The following is a 19,417-nucleotide window of genomic DNA, read 5'->3' on the forward strand; positions in this document are numbered from 1 at the left end:
ATTAAAAAAGACGTTATTAAGCTTAATTATGGATTGGTTAAACATTTTTGCGCTCAACTGCCTTTGGCATAATATTTTTTAACTGGCTGAATAATTGACGACGAAAATCAGCCAATTTAGGTTTATCATCCATCCACGGTAAGGGACGGCATAACTCCATCGTTTTAATTCCTAAGCGAGCAGTGAGTAAACCGGCGCCAATCCCCTGAGCTGCTCGAGTTGAGAGCCTGGCCATAATGTCTTGCGATAACCAATCCATGCCAATTTCACGCACCAATTCACTTGCTCCAGCAAAAGCAATATTAAGCAATACCATTTTAAATAATCGAATACGGCTATAATAACCCAGTTCAATGCCATAAATAGTAGCAATGCGATTAATTAATCGAATATTGCGCCAGGCAATAAATGCCATGTCTACAATGGCCAAAGGACTAACAGCAATTATTAACGCCGATTCAGCGGATGAGCGATTGATCTCTTTTCTAGCTTGCTCATCTAAAATAGGTTGCACTAATTGACTATAAAGAGTCACAATTTCTTTGTCATTATGACTATCATGGATGGTTCTCTGCCAACGCTTCATCGCCGGATGATCTAGGCCAAGCGCCGATTGTTGGCCTAGTTTTAGACAAAATTCACGCCCACCATGCATACCATGACTTTGCAAAAATGCTTTAGCCTGAATGCGTTCTTGACTTCGTTCTTTTAAATAATAAAGCCGCCGCCATTCGGTTATTATGCTGCCAATAGCGGCAATAATAATTAAGCCTCCCGCTGTGACAAAAGCTAAAGAAACCCAAACTTGCTTTAACCACGCTCGGTAAACCCATTGAGCTGTTTGGGCAAAAAAACTAACCACAATTAAGCTTAATGCAATAACCACCAGTTTACGCCAAAAACTATAGCGCGGTTTGAGCGCAGCATTAACCAGTGCCTCAATTTCACCTTCTCGCTCATCATCTTCTGTTTGCTGACTGCTAGCGGCGAATTGTTCAGATACTAATGGATCAAATACTTTGGCTTTTTTTAACTTTGGTTGTTTATTTGATGGCAAAGACTCATCAAAATCGATGCGGGATTTTAGCGGTTTACTCATTTCAATTTATCTCCGAGTAAAAATTCTAAAGCACTATCCAATCGAATATGAGCAACAGGCTGATCAGTCGCTGTTTCGCGAGGCAGAAAAGATTCAAAATCAAATCCCTGCTTTAACCAAAAATCAGCATTAGGCAAACGTCTGGGCACCTCGCCAGGGAAAAAGGTCATTAATTGACCATCACTTAATCTATGTCCCTTTAATGCAGGTAACTGCTCTCGCTGATATTCAATCCTGCCGTTTTCCGTCGCCTGAATTGAAGCCAGCGCGATACAATCCAAACTGATCCCTTCAAAAGCAGCATTTTGCCAGGCCGTACGAACTAATTGCTGTAGCAATGAGACTAAATTGGCCTGTTGATCATGAGTTATATGATCAGCTTTACTTGCTGCGAAAAGTAATTTATCGATGCGAGGTGAGAACATGCGCCGCAATAATGTGCTTTTACCATAATGAAAGCTACGCATAATTTGGGTCAATGCATTCTGCATATCATTAAATGCTGCCGAACCATTATTTAACGCAGTTAAACAGTCAACTAAGACAATTTGCCGATCAAAATGTTGAAAATACTCTTTATAAAAACGCTTGATAATTTTCTGGCAATAATAATTATAACGCTGTTGCAGCATACCAATATTAGACTGTTTGTCCGCTTGCTTTAATTTCTGTTCATCCGTTGTATCAATATTAAGCCAAGGAAAAAACTGCAATACTGGCGCCCCGGCCAGATCACCCGGCAAAATAAATCGCCCTGGTTGAATAAAATATTGTCCCTGTTGTTTAGAAAAAACCAAGTAATCGGTATAAGCCTGGGCAATATTGGCTAATAGTTTCTCATCAGCCGCCGCAAAAGGGTCGCACTGTTGGCAAAGTTGCAACCATTGCTGCGCGCCCTCATTGCCACGATCTTTTAATAGCTGTTGCATTTGCCGTGACCAACTAAAATAGTCCTGAGTCAACATAGGTAGATCCAGCAACCATTCACCTGGATAGTCAATAATTTCAACATATAAATTAGCAGTGTTTTTAACGTGGCGTAGCAAACTGTGTTGTGATCGATAACGTAGTTGTAAACATATTTCACTGATCCCACTAGTAGGAATCGGCCATTGAGGAGGAAAATGGTACAATGCTGCTATACTTTCGTCATAAGCAAAACGGGGAATATTAAAATGTTTCTGCGGGATCCGCTTTGCACCTAATAAACGACCCTCTCTAGCGGCGGAAAATAGTGGTAAACGCGCCCCACTTTGCACATGCAGAAATTGATTAACCATTGACGTAATAAATGCCGTTTTACCACTACGACTAAGCCCGGTAACCGCTATACGGACATGACGATCTACACTTCGATTGACAAGTTGACTCAGCTCACTTCGCAATCTTCTCATATTTCTCCCACAACAAATTACGCCCAAGTTTAGCAATGCCTAAACGTAGCAATGGCTGCATCACTATTAACATAAACCATCGCAAAGGTTTTCGGCTAATATATTTTAACATTAGACCGATTATTCCTGCTGGCGCGTAATGAATAGCCATAACTATGGCTATTCTTGCCGTTTTTTTGCCTAGAAGTTTCAATTTTTGTCCGCTTAACATCATATGATTAAGTTAATACTTAGAATAAGTCTAATTGATAAGAAAAATGATTTTACGGTAGAGCATAATTTACTCTACCGCCATTTGCCAAATAGTTACAATTTATTGATGCGACTATCAATACTAAATCTATCAGAAGTGATATAGCGCTCCATCTGGCGCAGCTTTTTTTCACCGGCTTTCATTTGCTGATCAATTTCATTTAGTAACTTAGTGACCTTAAGACTAATATCCGATTCGTCCTGATAACCCGCCGGTGCCGGTTCAATAAAAAACCACATTAACAGATAAATAACGATAGTAATGGCAAAAAATCCCAAGAATAATGCCACAACTGCCAGTGCCCGGACTAAATTCACGGGTAAATCAAAGTAATGCGCCAGCCCAGCACAAACACCACCAATCATACGCTGATCAGTCAGTCGATAAAGTTTTCTATCGCCCATTTTTGCCATTATAATTGCCTCCAATTTGGATGCTCTGCATCCAGAATATCTTCCAGCGCTTTGATCCGTTGCTGCATGCGTTGTGCTCGCTCGGCTAACTGTGTTAGTCGCTGGATCTCATTCTGCGTTAATTGACTATGGCTAACGCCTTTCTTACCGTAGTGGCACCATAACCAGATAGGTAGAATAAAGATAATAAAGATCAATAAAACTAACCCAATAAATATAGAGCCCATCACATTTCCTTATTCATCATTAATTTTGGCTACAATAGATTAATCTTCTTTGTTCAGTTTAGCTTTCAACGCAGCCAATTGCTCACTGATTTCATCATCAGCTTTCAATTCAGCAAACTGCTGCTCTAAAGATTTTTGTTTTCCTACCTGATAACTCTGTGCCTCACTTTCCATATGATCAATTCGCTGTTCAAACTGTTCAAAACGTGCCAGCGCTTCATCCAGCTTACCACTATCTAACTGGCGACGCACATCACGACTAGATTGAGCCGCTTGATGCCTTAATACCATAGTTTGCTGCTTTGCCCGTGTTTCAGTCAGTTTTTGCTCTAATTCGGCAATCTCACCTTTCATTCGCACTAAAGTTTCATCAACCATGATTAACTCACTTTTTAGTGTATCAACCAGGGTAGCCACTTTTTGCTTTTCTATTAATGCGGCGCGAGCTAAATCTTCTTTATCCTTAACTAGCGCCAGTTCTGCTTTTTCCTGCCATTGAATAATTTGCTTTTCACCAGTGGCAATACGACGTTCTAATCCTTTCTGCTCTGCTAAGGTGCGGGCCGAGATTGAACGGGACTCAACTAACATATCTTCCATTTCCTGGATCATTAAGCGGATCATTTTCTGTGGATCTTCTGCTTTATCTAATAAAGAAGCAACATTAGCATTAATGATATCTGCGAAACGTGTAAAAATACCCATCGATAAATTCCTCAATTTATATTGAATGATTGATTTGTCATTTATTTTTAACATAGTTATTGATAAACAATTTTCGTGCCAACTTAATAAATTGATATAACCTTATGAAATAAATCGCTTTTTATTTTGTTATCTTTTAGCTCACTTTTCGCTATAATTTGCATATGAATTAAAATGACCAATAAATGGCTAAAATGACCACACCAGACACTACTGATAATATTCTTGGCACTGCTGATAATTTTTTAGAAATACTGGAGCAAACTTCAGCCCTTGCCAAACTGAGTAAACCGGTTTTAGTTATAGGTGAGCGTGGGACAGGTAAGGAGTTGATAGCTAATCGCCTTCATTATCTGTCACCACGTTGGCAAGAGCCGTTTATTTCCCTTAATTGCAGTGCACTGAATGAAAATTTGTTAGATTCCGAATTATTTGGTCACGAAGCTGGCGCATTTACTGGCGCACAGAAAAGACATTTAGGTCGCTTTGAGCGCGCAAACCGAGGCACACTTTTTCTTGACGAATTGGCCACCGCCCCCATGATTGTGCAAGAAAAACTATTGCGCGTTATCGAATATGGCCAACTAGAACGGGTTGGGGGTAGTCAAAGCCTGAAAGTTGATGTTAGGCTTATTTGCGCAACCAACACTAATCTACCTCAATTAGCTAGCAAAGGCTTATTTCGGGCCGATCTACTTGATCGTCTGGCCTTTGATGTCATCCACATCCCACCATTACGTGAGCGATTAACCGATATTATGTTACTGGCCGAACATTTCGCTATTAATATGTGCCGCGAGCTCAATTTGTCGTTTTTTCCTGGATTTTCCATTAAAGCGCAACAAAATTTGTCCATGTATCCTTGGCCTGGCAATGTGCGTGAATTGAAGAATGTTATTGAGCGTTCCGTCTATCGACACGGTGATAGCACTGAACCATTAGATTTAATTATCTTCGATCCTTTTGCTAGCAGGTTAAAGACATCGGTGGTAACAAAAGAAAAGGATGGACTGCCTGAACTTCCGATTGATTTAAAACAATGGCAGCATACAGCGGAAAAAATTTTGCTCGAACAGGCATTACAAGTAAGTCACTTTAATCAGCGGCTAGCCGCTGCGCAATTAAAACTAACCTATCATCAATTAAGAGGATTACTGAAAAAGCATAACTTGCCTGATCACAAAAATGTAAAAAAAAGTAAGTAATCAAGAAAATAGCCAGCACCCGATGCTGGCAAAAAAATTGAAGCAATGTGAGCAATGTCGTGTCTACAGTAAATTAAGGCGACTAGTTGATGATAACCCGTTTAGCAGACAGGCTGATAATAGTAGTTATCAATATCGTTTGTAAAGCAGTTTGTTGAGAATTTTTCTCAACAAATAACTAATAATTTTATCAACTCTATTTTGTTGCATAGCGGGAGTTAAGCTACAATAAAGCCATTCGCAATTATAATAGGTTTTTATATGCGGTACCTAATTTTATGGATTATTTTAATAAATGTAGTGACAATAAATGCATTAGCAGACACCCTTCCACCACAAATTCGTCAAACCAGTTTCATCTATTGCGTTAATGGCATTGTTACCACATTTAATCCTCAAATTGCTAGCACCGGGCTGATTATTGACCCACTTGCCGCTCAACTTTACGATCGGTTATTAGAAGTTAATCCATTTACCTACAAACTAAATTCCGAACTCGCCTCACGCTGGAAATCATTCGATAAAGGGGCAACTTATCGATTCTATTTAAAACGCAATATTCAATTTCAAACAACGGATTGGTTCACGCCGACACGAACGCTCAATGCTGATGACGTTGTGTTTAGTTTTTCCCGTATGTTTGATAAAAACCATCCTTATCATTATGTCGGTGGTGGCAACTATCCCTATTTCGATAGCCTGCAATTAGCTAACAATATCCGTAGCATTCGTAAGATAGATAATTATACCGTTGAATTTAAACTATATACGCCTGATGCATCATTTCTCTGGCATTTGGCTACTCGTTATGCTCCCATACTTTCGCAAGAATATGCGCAATATCTTAATAAAATTAATCATAAAGAATTTATTGATTGGCAACCTATTGGTACCGGTCCTTTCATATTGGCTGGTTATCAAACCGGTCAATTTATCAAACTAACTCGCCATGATAATTACTGGAAAGGCAAACCTTTAATGAAGCAAGTTGTAATTGATCTTGGTGCAGGTGGTACAGGACGCATATCTAAATTATTAACCGGCGAATGCGATGTATTAGCTTATCCAGCTGCTAGTCAATTAAAGGTGTTACGTGAAGATGCCCGTTTACGGCTATCAATGCGCGCTGGCATGAATATCGCCTACCTGATTTTTAACACTAGTAATCCGCCGTTTGATCAATTAAAGGTTAGACAAGCCGTTGCATATGCCATTAATAATGAAAGATTAATGCAATCTATTTATTATGGCACCGCTGAAACGGCAACTTCTGTTTTACCAAGAGCTTCATGGGCTTATGATAATCAAATTAAAGTAACCGACTATAATCCAGAAAAATCTAAACAGATGCTGGAAGAGCTAGGCTTGTCTGGTATGAAATTAGATCTTTGGGTGCCAGTGATTTCTCAATCATATAATCCGAGTCCGTTAAAAACTGCAGAACTTATTCAGGCAGATTTAGCCAAAGTAGGCATTAAGATGGATATTCACCCTGTAGAAGGCAATCTATTAGAAAATAAACTCAATGATCGCAACTATGATATGGTTCTTGACGGTTGGTCAACGGATAGTAATGATCCAGATAGCTTTTTCCGTCCTCTGCTTAGTTGCCCAGCAATTGAATCTCATACTAATTTGAGCCAATGGTGTAACCCCTACTTTGATGAGCTTTTACGTAAGGCATTGGTAAGCCAAAGTATTTCATCACGCATTAATTATTACCATCAAGCACAATCATTATTGGCCAAAGAATTACCCGTATTACCGCTAGCTTATTCATTACATTTACAAGCTTATCGCTACGATATCAAAGGGCTAGTTATTAGCGCCTTTGGTAATTCATCTTTTGCCGGGGTCTATCGTGATGAGTCGATTAAAACCCCACTGCCAGCGGACTCTTATTTTGATGATGCGGAAGGAGCTGCGTGGTGATTATTTACGCATTGAGGCGGTTATTGCTATTAATTATTACCTTATTTCTACTGACGCTAATTAGTTTTAGTTTAAACTATTTTACTGCGGATGCTCCCTTAAGTGGACTTTCATTATGGGATGCCTATATTTTTTATTTAACCAGTTTATTACATTGGAATTTTGGTTTTTCCAGTATTAATGGCCAACCCATTAGTGATCAGCTAAATGCCACTTTTCCTGCCACCATGGAATTGTGTTTTTTAGCATTTATCTTAGCTTTAATGATCGGCATTCCAACCGGTATTATTGCTGGTGTTTGGCGAAATAAACCCATTGATTACATTATTAAAATTTTTACCCTTATCGGTTTTTCTATGCCAATTTTTGTGTTGGCTTTATTATTTATCCTGCTTTTTTCATTAAAGTTAGGCTGGTTACCGGTCTCTGGAAGAATTAATTTACTGTATGATCTTGAACCGGTTACTGGTTTTGCCTTAATCGATGTGTGGCTATCTAATTCAATCTATCGTAGTCAAATGTTTATTAATCTCTTAGAACATTTGATTTTACCGGTTATTACATTAGCTATTGCGCCCATTTCGGAAATGATACGTTTAATGAAAAATAGTACTGAAGCCGTTATGGGTGAAAATTATATTAAAGCAGCGGCAACCAGAGGACTATCCCGTATTACTATTATCAAACGCCATGTATTACACAATGCACTTCCCCCCATTATTCCAAAGCTAGGTTTGCAATTTTCTACTATGATCACACTAGCGATGATCACTGAGCTTGTCTTTAATTGGCCAGGATTGGGGCGTTGGTTAGTAACGGCGATTCGGCAAAATGATTACTCAGCGATTTCTGCTGGCGTAATGATTATTGGTACTTTAGTTATTTTCGTTAATGTCATATCGGATATTTTAGGCGCTATGATGAACCCTTCTAAATATAAGGATGGGTATGTTTTCAGATAATTTTTATCGCGAACAAAAAATGCCATCGCCAATCCGGGTTGTCTGGCGATTCTTTTCTAATGATATATTGGCAATGACTGGTTTTTATGGTGTTGTTTTTCTCTTCGTTTTGACATTACTTGGCAACTACTTAGCCCCCTATACCATTAACCAACAATTTTTAGGCTACCAGCTACTACCTCCATCCTGGTCACATTATGGTAATGTGGCATTTTTTTTGGGTACTGATGATCTGGGCCGTGATATTTTAAGTCGATTACTTATTGGTACCGCATCTACCTTCGGCTCTGCACTAGTGATCACCATTAGCACGACGTTGGTTGGATTAATATTAGGTTGCTTAGCGGGTATCACTCATGGCTTAAAATCAGCTATTTTAAATCATGTGTTAGATACTCTATTATCCATTCCCTCACTGCTACTGGCGATTATCATTGTTGCTTTTGCCGGTTCAAGCCTTGAAAATGCGATGATTGCAATTTGGCTAGCCTTATTACCAAGAATTGTTAGAACAATCTACAGCGCTGTACGCGATGAACTTGATACAGAATATGTTCTTGCCGCTCGACTTGACGGTGCGTCAAACTTTTATATCCTTTGGTATACCGTATTACCCAATATTACACCTATTTTAGTAGCGGAAATTACTCGCACTCTCTCTATGGCTATTTTGGATATGGCTGCGTTAGGCTTTCTTGATTTAGGCGCAAGATTACCCACTGCTGAATGGGGCACTATGCTCGGTGATAGTTTAGAGTTGATTTATGTGGCACCATGGACGGTTTTTCTTCCTGGTGCAGCCATTATGTTCAGCGTATTGTTTGTTAACTTACTTGGTGATGGCTTACATCGCGCGATTAATGCGGGGGTTGAATAATGCCATTATTAGATATCCGTAACCTCACTATCGAATTTATGACTGCGAAAGGGCCAGTAAAAGCTGTCGATAATGTTTCTTTACAATTAAATGAGGGCGAAATTCGCGGCTTAGCTGGCGAATCTGGTTCAGGTAAGAGCTTAATTGCTAAAGCCATTTGTGGCGTTACTAAAGATAATCTAAAAGTGACAGCCGATCGTTTTTATTTTCTTGATATAGATCTGCTAAAACTTACGGCACGGCAGCGGCGCAGAGTGATAGGCCATAATATTTCCATGATTTTTCAAGAGCCTCAATCCTGTTTAGATCCAGCTGAAAATATTGGTAAACAACTCATTCAATCAATACCTCAATGGACTTTTAAAGGCCGGTGGTGGCAACGATTTAGCTGGCGTAGGCGACGCGCAATTGAATTGCTCCATCGTGTCGGAATTAAAGATCACGATGATATTATGTACAGCTATCCTTATGAGCTTACAGAAGGTGAATGTCAGAAAGTGATGATAGCTATTGCGCTGGCAAACCAACCACGATTATTGATTGCAGACGAACCCACCAATGCAATGGAATCCACGACGCAAGCGCAAATATTTCGTCTGCTTGATAGATTAAATCAAAACAATAATATGACAATTCTACTAATTAGTCATGATATGCAAATGATGAGCAAACTGGTTGATCGTATTAGTGTACTCTATTGCGGTCAAACCGTTGAAAGTGCAACTCCTGAAGAGTTATTGGTCCGCCCTCATCATCCTTATACCCAAGCCTTAATACGTGCTGTACCCGATTTTGGCAGCCCACTTCCTCATAAAAGTCGACTAAATACACTACCTGGGGCGATTCCTTCTTTAGAGCACTTGCCGATTGGTTGCCGTCTTGGCCCTCGTTGTCCCTATGCCCAAAAAACGTGTATTATAACCCCGCCGCTACGCAGCATAAAAAGTCGGGCCTTTGCCTGCCATTTTCCTCTTAACATGGAGGAAACACCATGACAACACCGTTACTGGCAATTAAAAATCTGACTAAAACCTTTCGTTATCGCACCGGGTTATTTCAAACTCAACTGTTAGAAGCAGTAAAGCCGTTAAGTTTTACCCTAAAATCTGGTGAAACCTTGGCTATTATCGGCGCTAACGGATCAGGTAAATCAACCCTAGCCCGCATGTTATCAGGTGTGATTGAACCCACGGGTGGTGAAATTTTTATTAATGGCCATCAGCTTAACTTTGGCGATTATAGTTATCGTAGTCAACGCATACGCATGATATTTCAAGATCCCAGTACTTCTTTAACACCCAGACAACGTATTGGTCAAATTCTTGAAATCCCTTTAATTCTAAATACTTCACTTTCCGTTCACGAACGTGAAGAGCGTATAGAACAGACTCTTCGTCAAGTTGGGCTATTACCTGATCACGCTGGCTATTACCCGCATATGTTAGCCGCGGGTCAAAAACAGCGAGTAGCACTGGCAAGAGCGTTAATTCTTCAACCTGAGATTATTATTGCCGATGAAGCACTGGCGTCCCTAGATATGACAATGCGTTCTCAAATCATTAATTTAATGCTTGAACTACAAGAAAAACAAGGTATTTCCTATATTTATGTTACTCAACATCTTGGTATGATGAAACATATCAGCGATAAAGTGCTGGTGATGGATAATGGCGTTGTGGTCGAAAGAGGTAATACCGCCGAAGTGCTGGCTTCACCCTTACATGAAGTGACCCGACGCTTAATTGCTAGCCACTTTGGTGAACTTTTATCTGCCGATGCCTGGCGACAAGATGTTATCTAGTATAAAGACAAAAAAACTGATCGGATCAGCGAGGTAATGCAACATATTTTCTTCTGTCATGATAAACTCTTTGCCGTTTATCAAACAAATAATGCATAAATACTATTTACAATAGATAATTTATGCTGTGTACATTAGTATTATTATTTAAAAATTTACAAGGATACGGCTTATGGGCTTTATGAGCGGCAAGCGCATTCTGATCACTGGTTTAGCCAGTAAACTATCTATTGCTCACGGTATTGCACAAGCAATGCACCAACAAGGCGCTGAACTGGCCTTTAGTTATCAAGGAGATAAGCTGAAATCTCGCGTGGAAGAGATGGCAAACAACTTTGGCTCTAGTATTGTTTTGCCATGTGATGTCGCTTCCGATGAAAGTATCACGGCATTATTTGCCGAGCTGGCAAAAGTATGGCCTAAATTTGATGGTTTTGTCCATTCAATTGCCTATGCACCAGCCGATCAACTTGATGGTGATTATGTTGATGCGGTTACCCGCGAGGGATCTCGCATTGCCCATGACATTAGTTCATATAGCTTTGTTGCGTTGGCAAAAGCTTGCCGAAGTATGTTAAATCCTAATTCTGCTCTGGTCACTCTAACCTATTTGGGTGCTGAACGCGCGATCCCTAACTATAACATTATGGGATTAGCAAAAGCCTCTTTGGAAGCAAATGTTCGTTATATGGCTAACGCAATGGGGCCTGAAGCTATTCGAGTTAACGGTATTTCAGCCGGTCCAATCCGCACATTAGCGGCCTCAGGCATTAAAGATTTTCGTAAAATGCTATCACATTGTGAATCAGTGACCCCGATTCGCCGCACGGTGACGATTGAAGATGTTGGCAATTGTGCCGCTTTTCTCTGTTCTAATTTATCGGCGGGAGTTACCGGTGAAATTCTGCATGTTGATGGTGGATTCAGTATTGCTGCAATGAATGAACTGGAATTAAAGGCCTAATAAGGATAATCAGCCCGCCAATAAATTGATATACCAACAATAATATATTGGCTAATCAAGAATATCATTTAAAGGCGGGCTGTTGTTAGTTAGATAAATTAATGCTGGCTAGTAAGATAATTTGCCATCAAATCGGTGATCCTACCTGTATTTGCGGTATAACTCATAAATTGTGCAGGCGTTATATCGATGATCCTGGGTAACATTGATGTCACAATACTCGATTTTGTTAAGCCTTGAATATTGTCATCACTCTTAATCAAACAGAGTGCCTGTGCCATTGAGGCAAAGCAAGCTTTCAGATTTTTTTGTGTTTCCTCTGATCCAATCGTACTAATTTTGTCATCAATTAAATTTTTAAATTCCTCTTGTGCAACGACCTGATCTAATTGTTGCACTTCATCTGGCACACTTTTATCCATTGTCATAATTATATCTAATTCATCCATTGTGACTTTGGGAAAAAATTCACCTAAATAGGTTTTTACCATCCAGGCCAACGCGATGGATTCAGATTGTAATTCTGGTGTACTAAATGCCTTAATCAGTTTGCTATTATCATTTTTATTATAAATTTGGCTACTAGGATCTCCCCTAAAAATACCTTCAACACACTTGTTACTAATATGTTGATTTAAATTGGCGCAAATTCCACCAATACCGGTGTGCATCGCTTCTTCAACACACGCTTTAGCAACTTCAGCAATTTTAGTTGCTGCTACTTTATTCTGATCAACATTATCATTGGTTGAGGAAACATTTTTCTGCCAAAAAGTAGACATGTTAAATTTGAAAAAACCATTGAGGCCAGTTTTCTGCTGTTTTTCATTTAAAATAGCGCTTTCGGATTTCACAGAAGTTGATCGTGCCAACTCTGGTGTTTTTAATAACGTGCTTTCGGATTTTACAGAAGATGATCGTGCTACCTCTGACGAGTTTTGGTTGGTTAAAGTCATTCCATCTGACGATAATGAACTTACTTTACGTAATTCAACGGGAAATTTTAGCGGTTGGGATGAATAGCTAAATGCATCCCTTGATTTCCATTCAAATTCACTGGAACTATTTTTTACTCCCGTGAAATTATTTACCAAACTCGTTACTGTATTGATAAAATTATTAAAGCTTCTTTGAATTGTTGATATTACCGAAGTTGCTGAGGTTGCTTCTGTCCATGATGGTTCTGTATTGTTGGTGTTGGAAAAACTATCTAAACGCATTTTAACTCCATTATTTATTTTATATATTTGCATCGACAAGTGTAAATATAATTAAATAACACCAATACTAAATTTAGCTTTTCTATTTTCTACAAAATAAATAACTAACTTTTTATAAACAGTAAATATATTATTTGTAGAAAATGAAATAGTTATAAAATGAGTTTATATAATTATATGAATAGTCAATATAACAAAAAATAACGTTAGATATTATATTGTTATATTATGTTATATATATTAAAGGAAAAATATATCTTATTGTTAAGATTAAGTTAAAAATAGATGGCAAATATTATTCCGCTGGCAATAATTATGTTAACCCGGCAAATAAAAAACAAATTTTTAATAAGAAATAATTAAATAAAGTCTGCTAATAAATATTACTCACAAAATAATTATTAATTTGTTAATAATAAGGCATATTTTAGCAGACATTTAATTATATTTATTTACTTATCGTTATTAACAACATATTTTGCCATCATGTTGGAAAATTGGCTTTGTTTATCTTTCATGAAATTGAGTTCAGCCAACGGATCTGTAGATTTTTCGATAAAGGCGGTTAACATTGAGCCAATAATACTAGCTTGTGTTAATTTTATTTCCCCATTATTCGTCTTTAATCGCTCAGCCAGATTTACTGCTTTTGCAATAGTGCTAAAACAGGCTTGTATATTTTCTCGTGTCCTTTCACAGTTTATTTGATTAATTTTATTATCAAGTAAACCATTAAATTCATCTTGATTTTTACTATCATTAAATTCTTCGATAGTTATTTTAGGTAAATTTTCAGCTATATAGTACTTTACCATCCATGCCGACGCGATTGGATCTGAATAACACTCATCGCTATTAAAGACTTTAACTAGTTGAGCTGCATTATTTTTATTATATGTTGCACTATCAGGAGATTGCCGAAAAATACCGTCAACTGTACCATTTGCTATCTGTTTATTTAAAGCATGGCAAATTCCGCCTATATTAGTCCGCATAGCGCGAGCGACCAACTCAGCAGGCGCTACTATCACTGATTCATTTTTCGCACCAAACAGAGTATTCCATATAGAGCTAGCAAGACGAGAAATAAAAAATTTAGGCGCAGCAAACGTTCGTTTTGCCAACTGCGTTATCTTATTTCGTTAATTAATGAGCTCCACTGCTGTAAAAACCGTCTTTTCAAGAGAAGAAAAATCATTTGGCTTAGTTAAATTTATCTCTTTGTTGCTATGCAACTGGTTTGTTGCTCTATCACTGGCATAATTGCCAATTTCTTCATAAATATGCTCCTCCTTTTCTCCAATAGTAACATAGTCAATTTCTTCATAAATATGCTCCTCCTTTTCTCCAATAGTTGCATAGTCAATTTCGTCATAAATGTGGGCCTCTTCTCCTACCGTAGCATATTCTTGCGGATAAGAATAAACTTCGTCATTATTGAGCTCGGCGCCAATAACACTATAATGAGCTGCGTAATTGACAGACTGTTGTTTTGCAATATCATCATTAGGGACATGATAAATAGGCTCTTTTTCTCTAATTACATCAAAAGGCGCAGAATATAAATTTGCACTTTGAAATTTTGCAAGCTGTAACACGTTTTCTGCATTTTTTGCAGTAATAAAAACATCATGTAAATGGGAATTAAGAAAAACAGAAAAATTGGACAGTGTTGAAACTATATTTTTTTCGCTACTTAATCTACTATCATTGAGTTTTTCGTTATTGGCGAGACGTTGAGCGCTATTGTTAATACTGTTAATCTCTTTAGAAACCGGATACAACTTAATCGCTATAAACTCTCTATCTGGATTTAGCTTTTTATAGGATGTTAACGAAATTGGCATGGTGGCATTGTTATAACTCATTGTGACTCCCTATTGATTTTATCTATCCTAATAATAATTATAAATTAGCCAATAAAAATAAATATCAAATTACATTCAAATCGTCATAACCAGAGCAACTTTTTATATAAAAACTAATTATATTTAATTAGACATTTAATAATATAATAAATATTTTTTATATTACTTTGAGACACTAATATAGTTTTTATTTAAATGGTAAATAATATTAATTTAATCTAACTACCTATAAATTTGACAAATTTTCAAACTACTTCCATATTTAGAGATGGTTAAATTAATATACTCTAGGGTGTTAAGGTTATTAAAATGTCAGCCATATTCAATAAGTTATTAGCATTCTTTTCAATAGGAGCACGCATGGGTTACTATGAAATTAAAAAAAGTAGTAAAAGTACTGATCAACCATACTACTTTGTATTAAAAGCCGCTAATCATGAAGTTATTGCCACCAGTGAGATGTATAAAACCAAAGCTGCAGTACAAAAAGGGATTGCTTCAGTACAAAAAAATGGCCCAACCAAACAAGTTAAAGATCTCACCAGCGAAACTTGATCTGTTTATTCCTTATCTAAAAGCTGCAGATAATGGCAGCTTTTTCATTTAGCGCCTTTCTCTTATTGTTCTTAGCCAAGATAAAAATAAAGTAATAAAATTTTTAGCAACTGCTATGCTGTTATTTTAACAGCAATAAACCCTATCAAATCCAAAGGAATGTCACTATGAAACTCTATTATTCTGCCGGCGCTTGTTCACTGGCTCCTCACATTGTGTTAAGAGAAACTGACTTAGATTTTAGTATTGAACGGGTTGATTTAAAGAAAAAATGTACCGAGAAAGACGTGGATTTTTATACGATTAATCCTAAAGGCCAGGTACCGGTCTTACAGTTAGATAACCATGATATTTTAACGGAAAATGCGATTATTTTACAATATATTGCCGATCAAGCCGCAGGATCAAATGATAAATTAATTGCACCTATGGGCAGCCTACAACGTTATCATCAGCTAGAATTGGTTAACTATATTGCCACGGAATTACATAAAGGTTTTAGCCCGCTATTTTCACCTTTAACGCCAGATAATTACCGCGAGATAGTGATAAAATCCTTGATCACAAAATTCAGCTATATAGAAAATTTGTTGGCTAAGCGGAAATTTATCTGCGGTGAACACTTTACTATTGCAGATGCTTATCTTTTTACTATCAATCGTTGGGCTACAGCCGTTAATGTGGATCTTAGTCAATATCAACATCTAAAACAGTATATTGAAGAAAAAATTAGCCCACGTAAAAGTGTACAAGAAGCATTAACAACAGAAGGTTTAATCTGAGATTGTTTTTTTATTTTTTGCTCTTCAAGTTCCCATTAATTTGAAGAGCAATGTCATTAGATAACACAATTAATCAAGCTGTAGCGCCTTAAAGTGATGAGTAGGATTTACCATCTTATCCTGCGCAGCAATCAGTTGTAATTCATATTTTTCCATGGCTTTGGTTTTTAGCATCACTTCATAAACCGCGGCTGCTACGTGCTCTAATGCACTAGGCAGCGATTTACCGTTTAATAAATTGACTAGCAATAAACCGCTGGTTAAATCGCCAACCCCGACCGGTTGCTGTTTACCAAAATCAATTAGGGGCCGACTAATATGCCAGCTATGCGCTTTAGTCACTAATAGCATTTCAAAACAGTTGGCATGATAACCGGCACGACTGAGATGTTTTACCAAAATCGTTTTAGGCCCTTTCAGACACAATTCTCTCGCCGCTGATATTGCTTGTTCCACATTAGTAATTGATTTTCCAACTAATGTTTCCAACTCTAACAGGTTAGGCGCCATTATGTCGCAGATAGGTAAAGCTTCATGACATAAAAATTCTGCTACCCCTGGGGCAACAATACAGCCTTTTTCAGCATGTCCCATCACCGGATCACAGAAATACCAAGCCGCCGGATTTGTTATTTTTATCTGTCTAACAATATCAACAATCGCTTTTCCTTGTTCAGCGGAACCAATATAGCCCGTGAGAACCGCATCACAATGTTTTAATTGCTGGATCTGAGCAATACCGTTAACAATATCCGTTAAATGTTCAGATGACATGACACTACCTGTCCATTGTGGATATTGTGTATGATTAGAAAATTGAACAGTATTTAGCGGCCAGACATCAATTCCCAGCCGTTGCATGGGAAAAACCGAGGCGCTATTACCCGCATGGCCAAAAACGACATGCGACTGAATCGAAAGAACGCTTTTCATATACCACTCATTTTATTTTTAATAATATTTGCTGTAATAAAAAATGATTACAAGCTAAACAAGCAATTAATATATTCGTAATTAATCTAACAAATACCAATAAGTTAATTGCTATATTAGATAAACCTTAAGATGATTACATTTACGCTGGGCGCACTCATTATTGCCAATTAATTAAGCAGTAATGTTTTTTACCACGCCTAATTAAAGAATAGCGACCAAATAGACGATCTTCAGCAGTAAAAATATATTCAGGATCAACACATTTTTCGCCATTAATCGCTACCGCCTTCGAACTTATCATCGTTCTTGCCTGACCGCGCGAAGGAACTAATTTTGCCTCGACTAAAGCCTGCTGTAAATCTGCCTCGGCATTTAGTTTGATCATCGGCATGCCATCTTGCGCTAACTGGGCAAAATCTGCTGCGGTTAATGCCGCAATGGTATCGGAAAATAGGCTTTCTGTGATCCTCTTGGCAGCCTTTAAGCCTTCATCACCATGTACTAACTGGGTGACTTTTTCCGCTAATACATACTGCGCTCTCGGCGCTTTACCGCTGTTTTGATCTTCTTCTTGCAATGCGTCAATTTCTTCAATTGGCATAAAGGTAAAAAATTTAAGAAAACGATAAACATCCGCATCGGCCGTATTCACCCAGAATTGATAAAACTTATATGGACTGGTTTTTTGTGGATCTAACCAAACTGCCCCCGCTTCCGTCTTCCCAAATTTAGTGCCATCAGATTTAGTAATTAGTGGTACCGTTAGGCCAAAAACTTGTTTTTGATGTAGACGACGAGTTAGATCAATACCTGAAGTAATATTGCCCCATTGATCAGAGCCGCCTATCTGTAATTCAACATTATGTTGATGGCACAGATTAGCAAAATCATAAGATTGCAATAGATTATAGGAGAATTCAGTAAAAGAGATACCTGCATCATCGCGCTCAAGACGTTGTTTAACCGCTTCTTTATTGATCATTTGATTAACAGAAAAATGTTTGCCAATATCGCGCAAAAAGGTTAAGACATCCATTTGACCAAACCAGTCATAATTATTAACAACCTTAGCGCTATTTTTTCCACAATCAAAATCCAGAAATGGCGAGACCTGTTGACGGATTTTTTCAACCCATTGCTGAACCGTTTCACTCGTATTTAATTTACGCTCAGTAGCTTTAAAGCTAGGATCGCCAATTAAACCTGTCGCCCCACCCACTAAAGCTACCGGTTGATGACCCATCTGCTGAAAGCGCTTTAAACATAGCAAAGGAACCAAATGCCCTAAGTGCAAGCTATCAGCGGTTGGATCAAATCCACAATAGAGCGTCACTGATCCCTGGGATAGTTTCTCTATTAATGCCTTTTCATCCGTCAGTTGGGCAATTAAACCCCGCTCTTGCAATTGTTCAATAAGGTTCTTGCTAACCATCAATAACTCCATCAATTTTTTTATTTCGTCGATTTTGTGGATAAATATAATATAAATAAGCGCAATAGAATAAAACGCTAGTCAAATAAGTGCCAGTTAAAAATCATTTTTCCGTTTAAGGCGCCAAGCGATCAATTTGCCAATGATCATGTTGCCATTGATATAAAAATCGATCATGTAACCGTTTAGTGCCACCTTGCCAAAATTCAACACTGTCAAATCTGACTCGATATCCACCCCAAAAACTAGGTAAAGGAATTTCACCATTTTTAAACTTTTGTTTTAATTCAAGAAATTTATTTTCTAATAGACTTCTAGCGGAAATTTTTGCTGATTGCCGTGAAACCCAAGCCGCAATTTGACTATCTTTTGGTCGACTATGAAAATATTTTATTACTTCAAGTGGAGAAAGTTTTTCTGCTTTACCCAGGAAGCAAACCTGTCGCTCTAACTGATACCAAGGAAATAGTAAACTGACCTTATTGTTATGGGCGATATGTTGTGCCTTGCGACTAGATAAATTGGTATAAAATATGAGTCCATTTTTATCATAATGCTTGAGTAATACAATTCGTTGATAGGGTTGTCCATCACTATCTACCGTAGCAACACACATGGCAGTCGGATCGGCTAATTTTGCTTCATAAGCCTGTTTTAACCAGCGTTCAAATAAAACCAATGGCTCGTCGGTTAAATCTTTACGCCTTAAGCCCCCTTGAGTATATTCCCGTCTTAAATTAGCAATATCCAACTGCATTTTTTCTGCCATTTTTTTGCCTCTGTCTTGTTTTG

Annotated in this window: 21 protein-coding genes; 9 read left to right on the forward strand and 12 right to left on the reverse strand. The window is 37.9% G+C overall.

The features are described from left to right. Positions 1–37: 37 nt before the first annotated feature. From H1X92_RS09760 to pspA, 6 genes are all read right to left on the reverse strand, one after another. Positions 38–1,099, reverse strand: a complete 1,062-nt coding sequence (locus H1X92_RS09760; protein ID WP_180559956.1) for a YcjF family protein — start codon at positions 1,097–1,099, stop codon at positions 38–40. Beyond that, positions 1,096–2,493: a YcjX family protein gene (locus H1X92_RS09765; RefSeq protein WP_180559957.1), complete on the reverse strand. Its 1,398-nt coding sequence runs from the start codon at positions 2,491–2,493 to the stop codon at positions 1,096–1,098. The genes H1X92_RS09760 and H1X92_RS09765 overlap by 4 nt, the downstream gene beginning before the upstream one ends. After that, positions 2,474–2,686 (reverse strand): phage shock protein PspD, encoded by a 213-nt coding sequence (locus H1X92_RS09770; protein ID WP_180559958.1) that lies wholly within the window; start codon positions 2,684–2,686, stop codon positions 2,474–2,476. The genes H1X92_RS09765 and H1X92_RS09770 overlap by 20 nt, the downstream gene beginning before the upstream one ends. Before the next feature lie 113 nt (positions 2,687–2,799). After that, entirely contained in the window at positions 2,800–3,159 is a 360-nt protein-coding gene (gene pspC / locus H1X92_RS09775; protein WP_180559959.1) for an envelope stress response membrane protein PspC, read from the reverse strand. Then, positions 3,159–3,386: an envelope stress response membrane protein PspB gene (gene pspB / locus H1X92_RS09780; RefSeq protein ID WP_180559960.1), complete on the reverse strand. Its 228-nt coding sequence runs from the start codon at positions 3,384–3,386 to the stop codon at positions 3,159–3,161. Before pspB ends, pspC begins: the two co-directional genes overlap by 1 nt. A 39-nt stretch (positions 3,387–3,425) precedes the next feature. Further along, the gene (gene pspA, locus H1X92_RS09785; protein WP_180559961.1) at positions 3,426–4,091 is read right to left on the reverse strand and encodes a phage shock protein PspA; all 666 of its coding nucleotides are present in this window, start codon (positions 4,089–4,091) and stop codon (positions 3,426–3,428) included. Positions 4,092–4,276: 185 nt separating this feature from the next. Here pspA and pspF point away from each other — a divergent pair, with 185 nt between their 5' ends. The 7 genes from pspF to fabI all read left to right on the forward strand — a co-directional run bounded on the left by pspF (position 4,277) and on the right by fabI (position 11,832). Next, entirely contained in the window at positions 4,277–5,296 is a 1,020-nt protein-coding gene (gene pspF / locus H1X92_RS09790) for a phage shock protein operon transcriptional activator (RefSeq protein WP_225507415.1), read from the forward strand. A gap of 261 nt (positions 5,297–5,557) precedes the next feature. After that, positions 5,558–7,228: an ABC transporter substrate-binding protein SapA gene (gene sapA, locus H1X92_RS09795; protein ID WP_180559962.1), complete on the forward strand. Its 1,671-nt coding sequence runs from the start codon at positions 5,558–5,560 to the stop codon at positions 7,226–7,228. Continuing rightward, positions 7,225–8,190: a putrescine export ABC transporter permease SapB gene (sapB, locus tag H1X92_RS09800; RefSeq protein WP_180559963.1), complete on the forward strand. Its 966-nt coding sequence runs from the start codon at positions 7,225–7,227 to the stop codon at positions 8,188–8,190. The genes sapA and sapB overlap by 4 nt, the downstream gene beginning before the upstream one ends. Then, the gene (sapC, locus tag H1X92_RS09805) at positions 8,177–9,067 is read left to right on the forward strand and encodes a putrescine export ABC transporter permease SapC (RefSeq protein WP_180559964.1); all 891 of its coding nucleotides are present in this window, start codon (positions 8,177–8,179) and stop codon (positions 9,065–9,067) included. The genes sapB and sapC overlap by 14 nt, the downstream gene beginning before the upstream one ends. Then, a complete protein-coding gene (gene sapD / locus H1X92_RS09810) occupies positions 9,067–10,062 on the forward strand; it encodes a putrescine export ABC transporter ATP-binding protein SapD (protein WP_180559965.1) in 996 nt (331 codons plus the stop codon). The genes sapC and sapD overlap by 1 nt, the downstream gene beginning before the upstream one ends. Beyond that, entirely contained in the window at positions 10,059–10,868 is an 810-nt protein-coding gene (sapF, locus tag H1X92_RS09815; RefSeq protein WP_180559966.1) for a putrescine export ABC transporter ATP-binding protein SapF, read from the forward strand. Before sapD ends, sapF begins: the two co-directional genes overlap by 4 nt. A 172-nt stretch (positions 10,869–11,040) precedes the next feature. Then, positions 11,041–11,832 carry an enoyl-ACP reductase FabI gene (fabI, locus tag H1X92_RS09820; RefSeq protein ID WP_180559967.1) on the forward strand — a complete coding sequence of 264 codons (792 nt, stop codon included), beginning with the start codon at positions 11,041–11,043 and terminating at the stop codon, positions 11,830–11,832. A gap of 98 nt (positions 11,833–11,930) precedes the next feature. Here the strand turns inward: fabI and H1X92_RS09825 are convergent, their stop codons facing one another. From H1X92_RS09825 to H1X92_RS09835, 3 genes are all read right to left on the reverse strand, one after another. Beyond that, positions 11,931–13,052: a hypothetical protein gene (locus tag H1X92_RS09825; protein ID WP_180559968.1), complete on the reverse strand. Its 1,122-nt coding sequence runs from the start codon at positions 13,050–13,052 to the stop codon at positions 11,931–11,933. A gap of 452 nt (positions 13,053–13,504) precedes the next feature. Then, the gene (locus tag H1X92_RS09830; protein WP_180559969.1) at positions 13,505–14,176 is read right to left on the reverse strand and encodes a hypothetical protein; all 672 of its coding nucleotides are present in this window, start codon (positions 14,174–14,176) and stop codon (positions 13,505–13,507) included. An 18-nt stretch (positions 14,177–14,194) separates the two neighbouring features. Continuing rightward, on the reverse strand, positions 14,195–14,920 hold the full coding sequence (locus H1X92_RS09835) for a hypothetical protein (RefSeq protein WP_180559970.1): 726 nt from the start codon (positions 14,918–14,920) through the stop codon (positions 14,195–14,197). 360 nt (positions 14,921–15,280) lie between these two features. Between H1X92_RS09835 and H1X92_RS09840 the strand changes: the two genes are divergently transcribed. Continuing rightward, a complete protein-coding gene (locus H1X92_RS09840) occupies positions 15,281–15,475 on the forward strand; it encodes a YegP family protein (RefSeq protein WP_180559971.1) in 195 nt (64 codons plus the stop codon). A 167-nt stretch (positions 15,476–15,642) separates the two neighbouring features. Continuing rightward, positions 15,643–16,257: a glutathione transferase GstA gene (gstA, locus tag H1X92_RS09845; RefSeq protein ID WP_180559972.1), complete on the forward strand. Its 615-nt coding sequence runs from the start codon at positions 15,643–15,645 to the stop codon at positions 16,255–16,257. A 69-nt stretch (positions 16,258–16,326) separates the two neighbouring features. Here gstA and pdxY read toward each other — a convergent pair whose 3' ends face one another. The 3 genes from pdxY to pdxH all read right to left on the reverse strand — a co-directional run bounded on the left by pdxY (position 16,327) and on the right by pdxH (position 19,394). After that, on the reverse strand, positions 16,327–17,190 hold the full coding sequence (gene pdxY, locus H1X92_RS09850) for a pyridoxal kinase PdxY (protein WP_180559973.1): 864 nt from the start codon (positions 17,188–17,190) through the stop codon (positions 16,327–16,329). 160 nt (positions 17,191–17,350) lie between these two features. Further along, positions 17,351–18,625, reverse strand: coding sequence for a tyrosine--tRNA ligase (gene tyrS, locus H1X92_RS09855; protein ID WP_180559974.1), 1,275 nt, complete (start codon positions 18,623–18,625; stop codon positions 17,351–17,353). Between the two features lie 115 nt (positions 18,626–18,740). Continuing rightward, positions 18,741–19,394 (reverse strand): pyridoxamine 5'-phosphate oxidase, encoded by a 654-nt coding sequence (gene pdxH, locus H1X92_RS09860; protein WP_180559975.1) that lies wholly within the window; start codon positions 19,392–19,394, stop codon positions 18,741–18,743. Positions 19,395–19,417: the final 23 nt, after the last annotated feature.

The organism is Arsenophonus endosymbiont of Apis mellifera (assembly GCF_903968575.1).
Classification (GTDB): domain Bacteria; phylum Pseudomonadota; class Gammaproteobacteria; order Enterobacterales; family Enterobacteriaceae; genus Arsenophonus; species Arsenophonus apicola.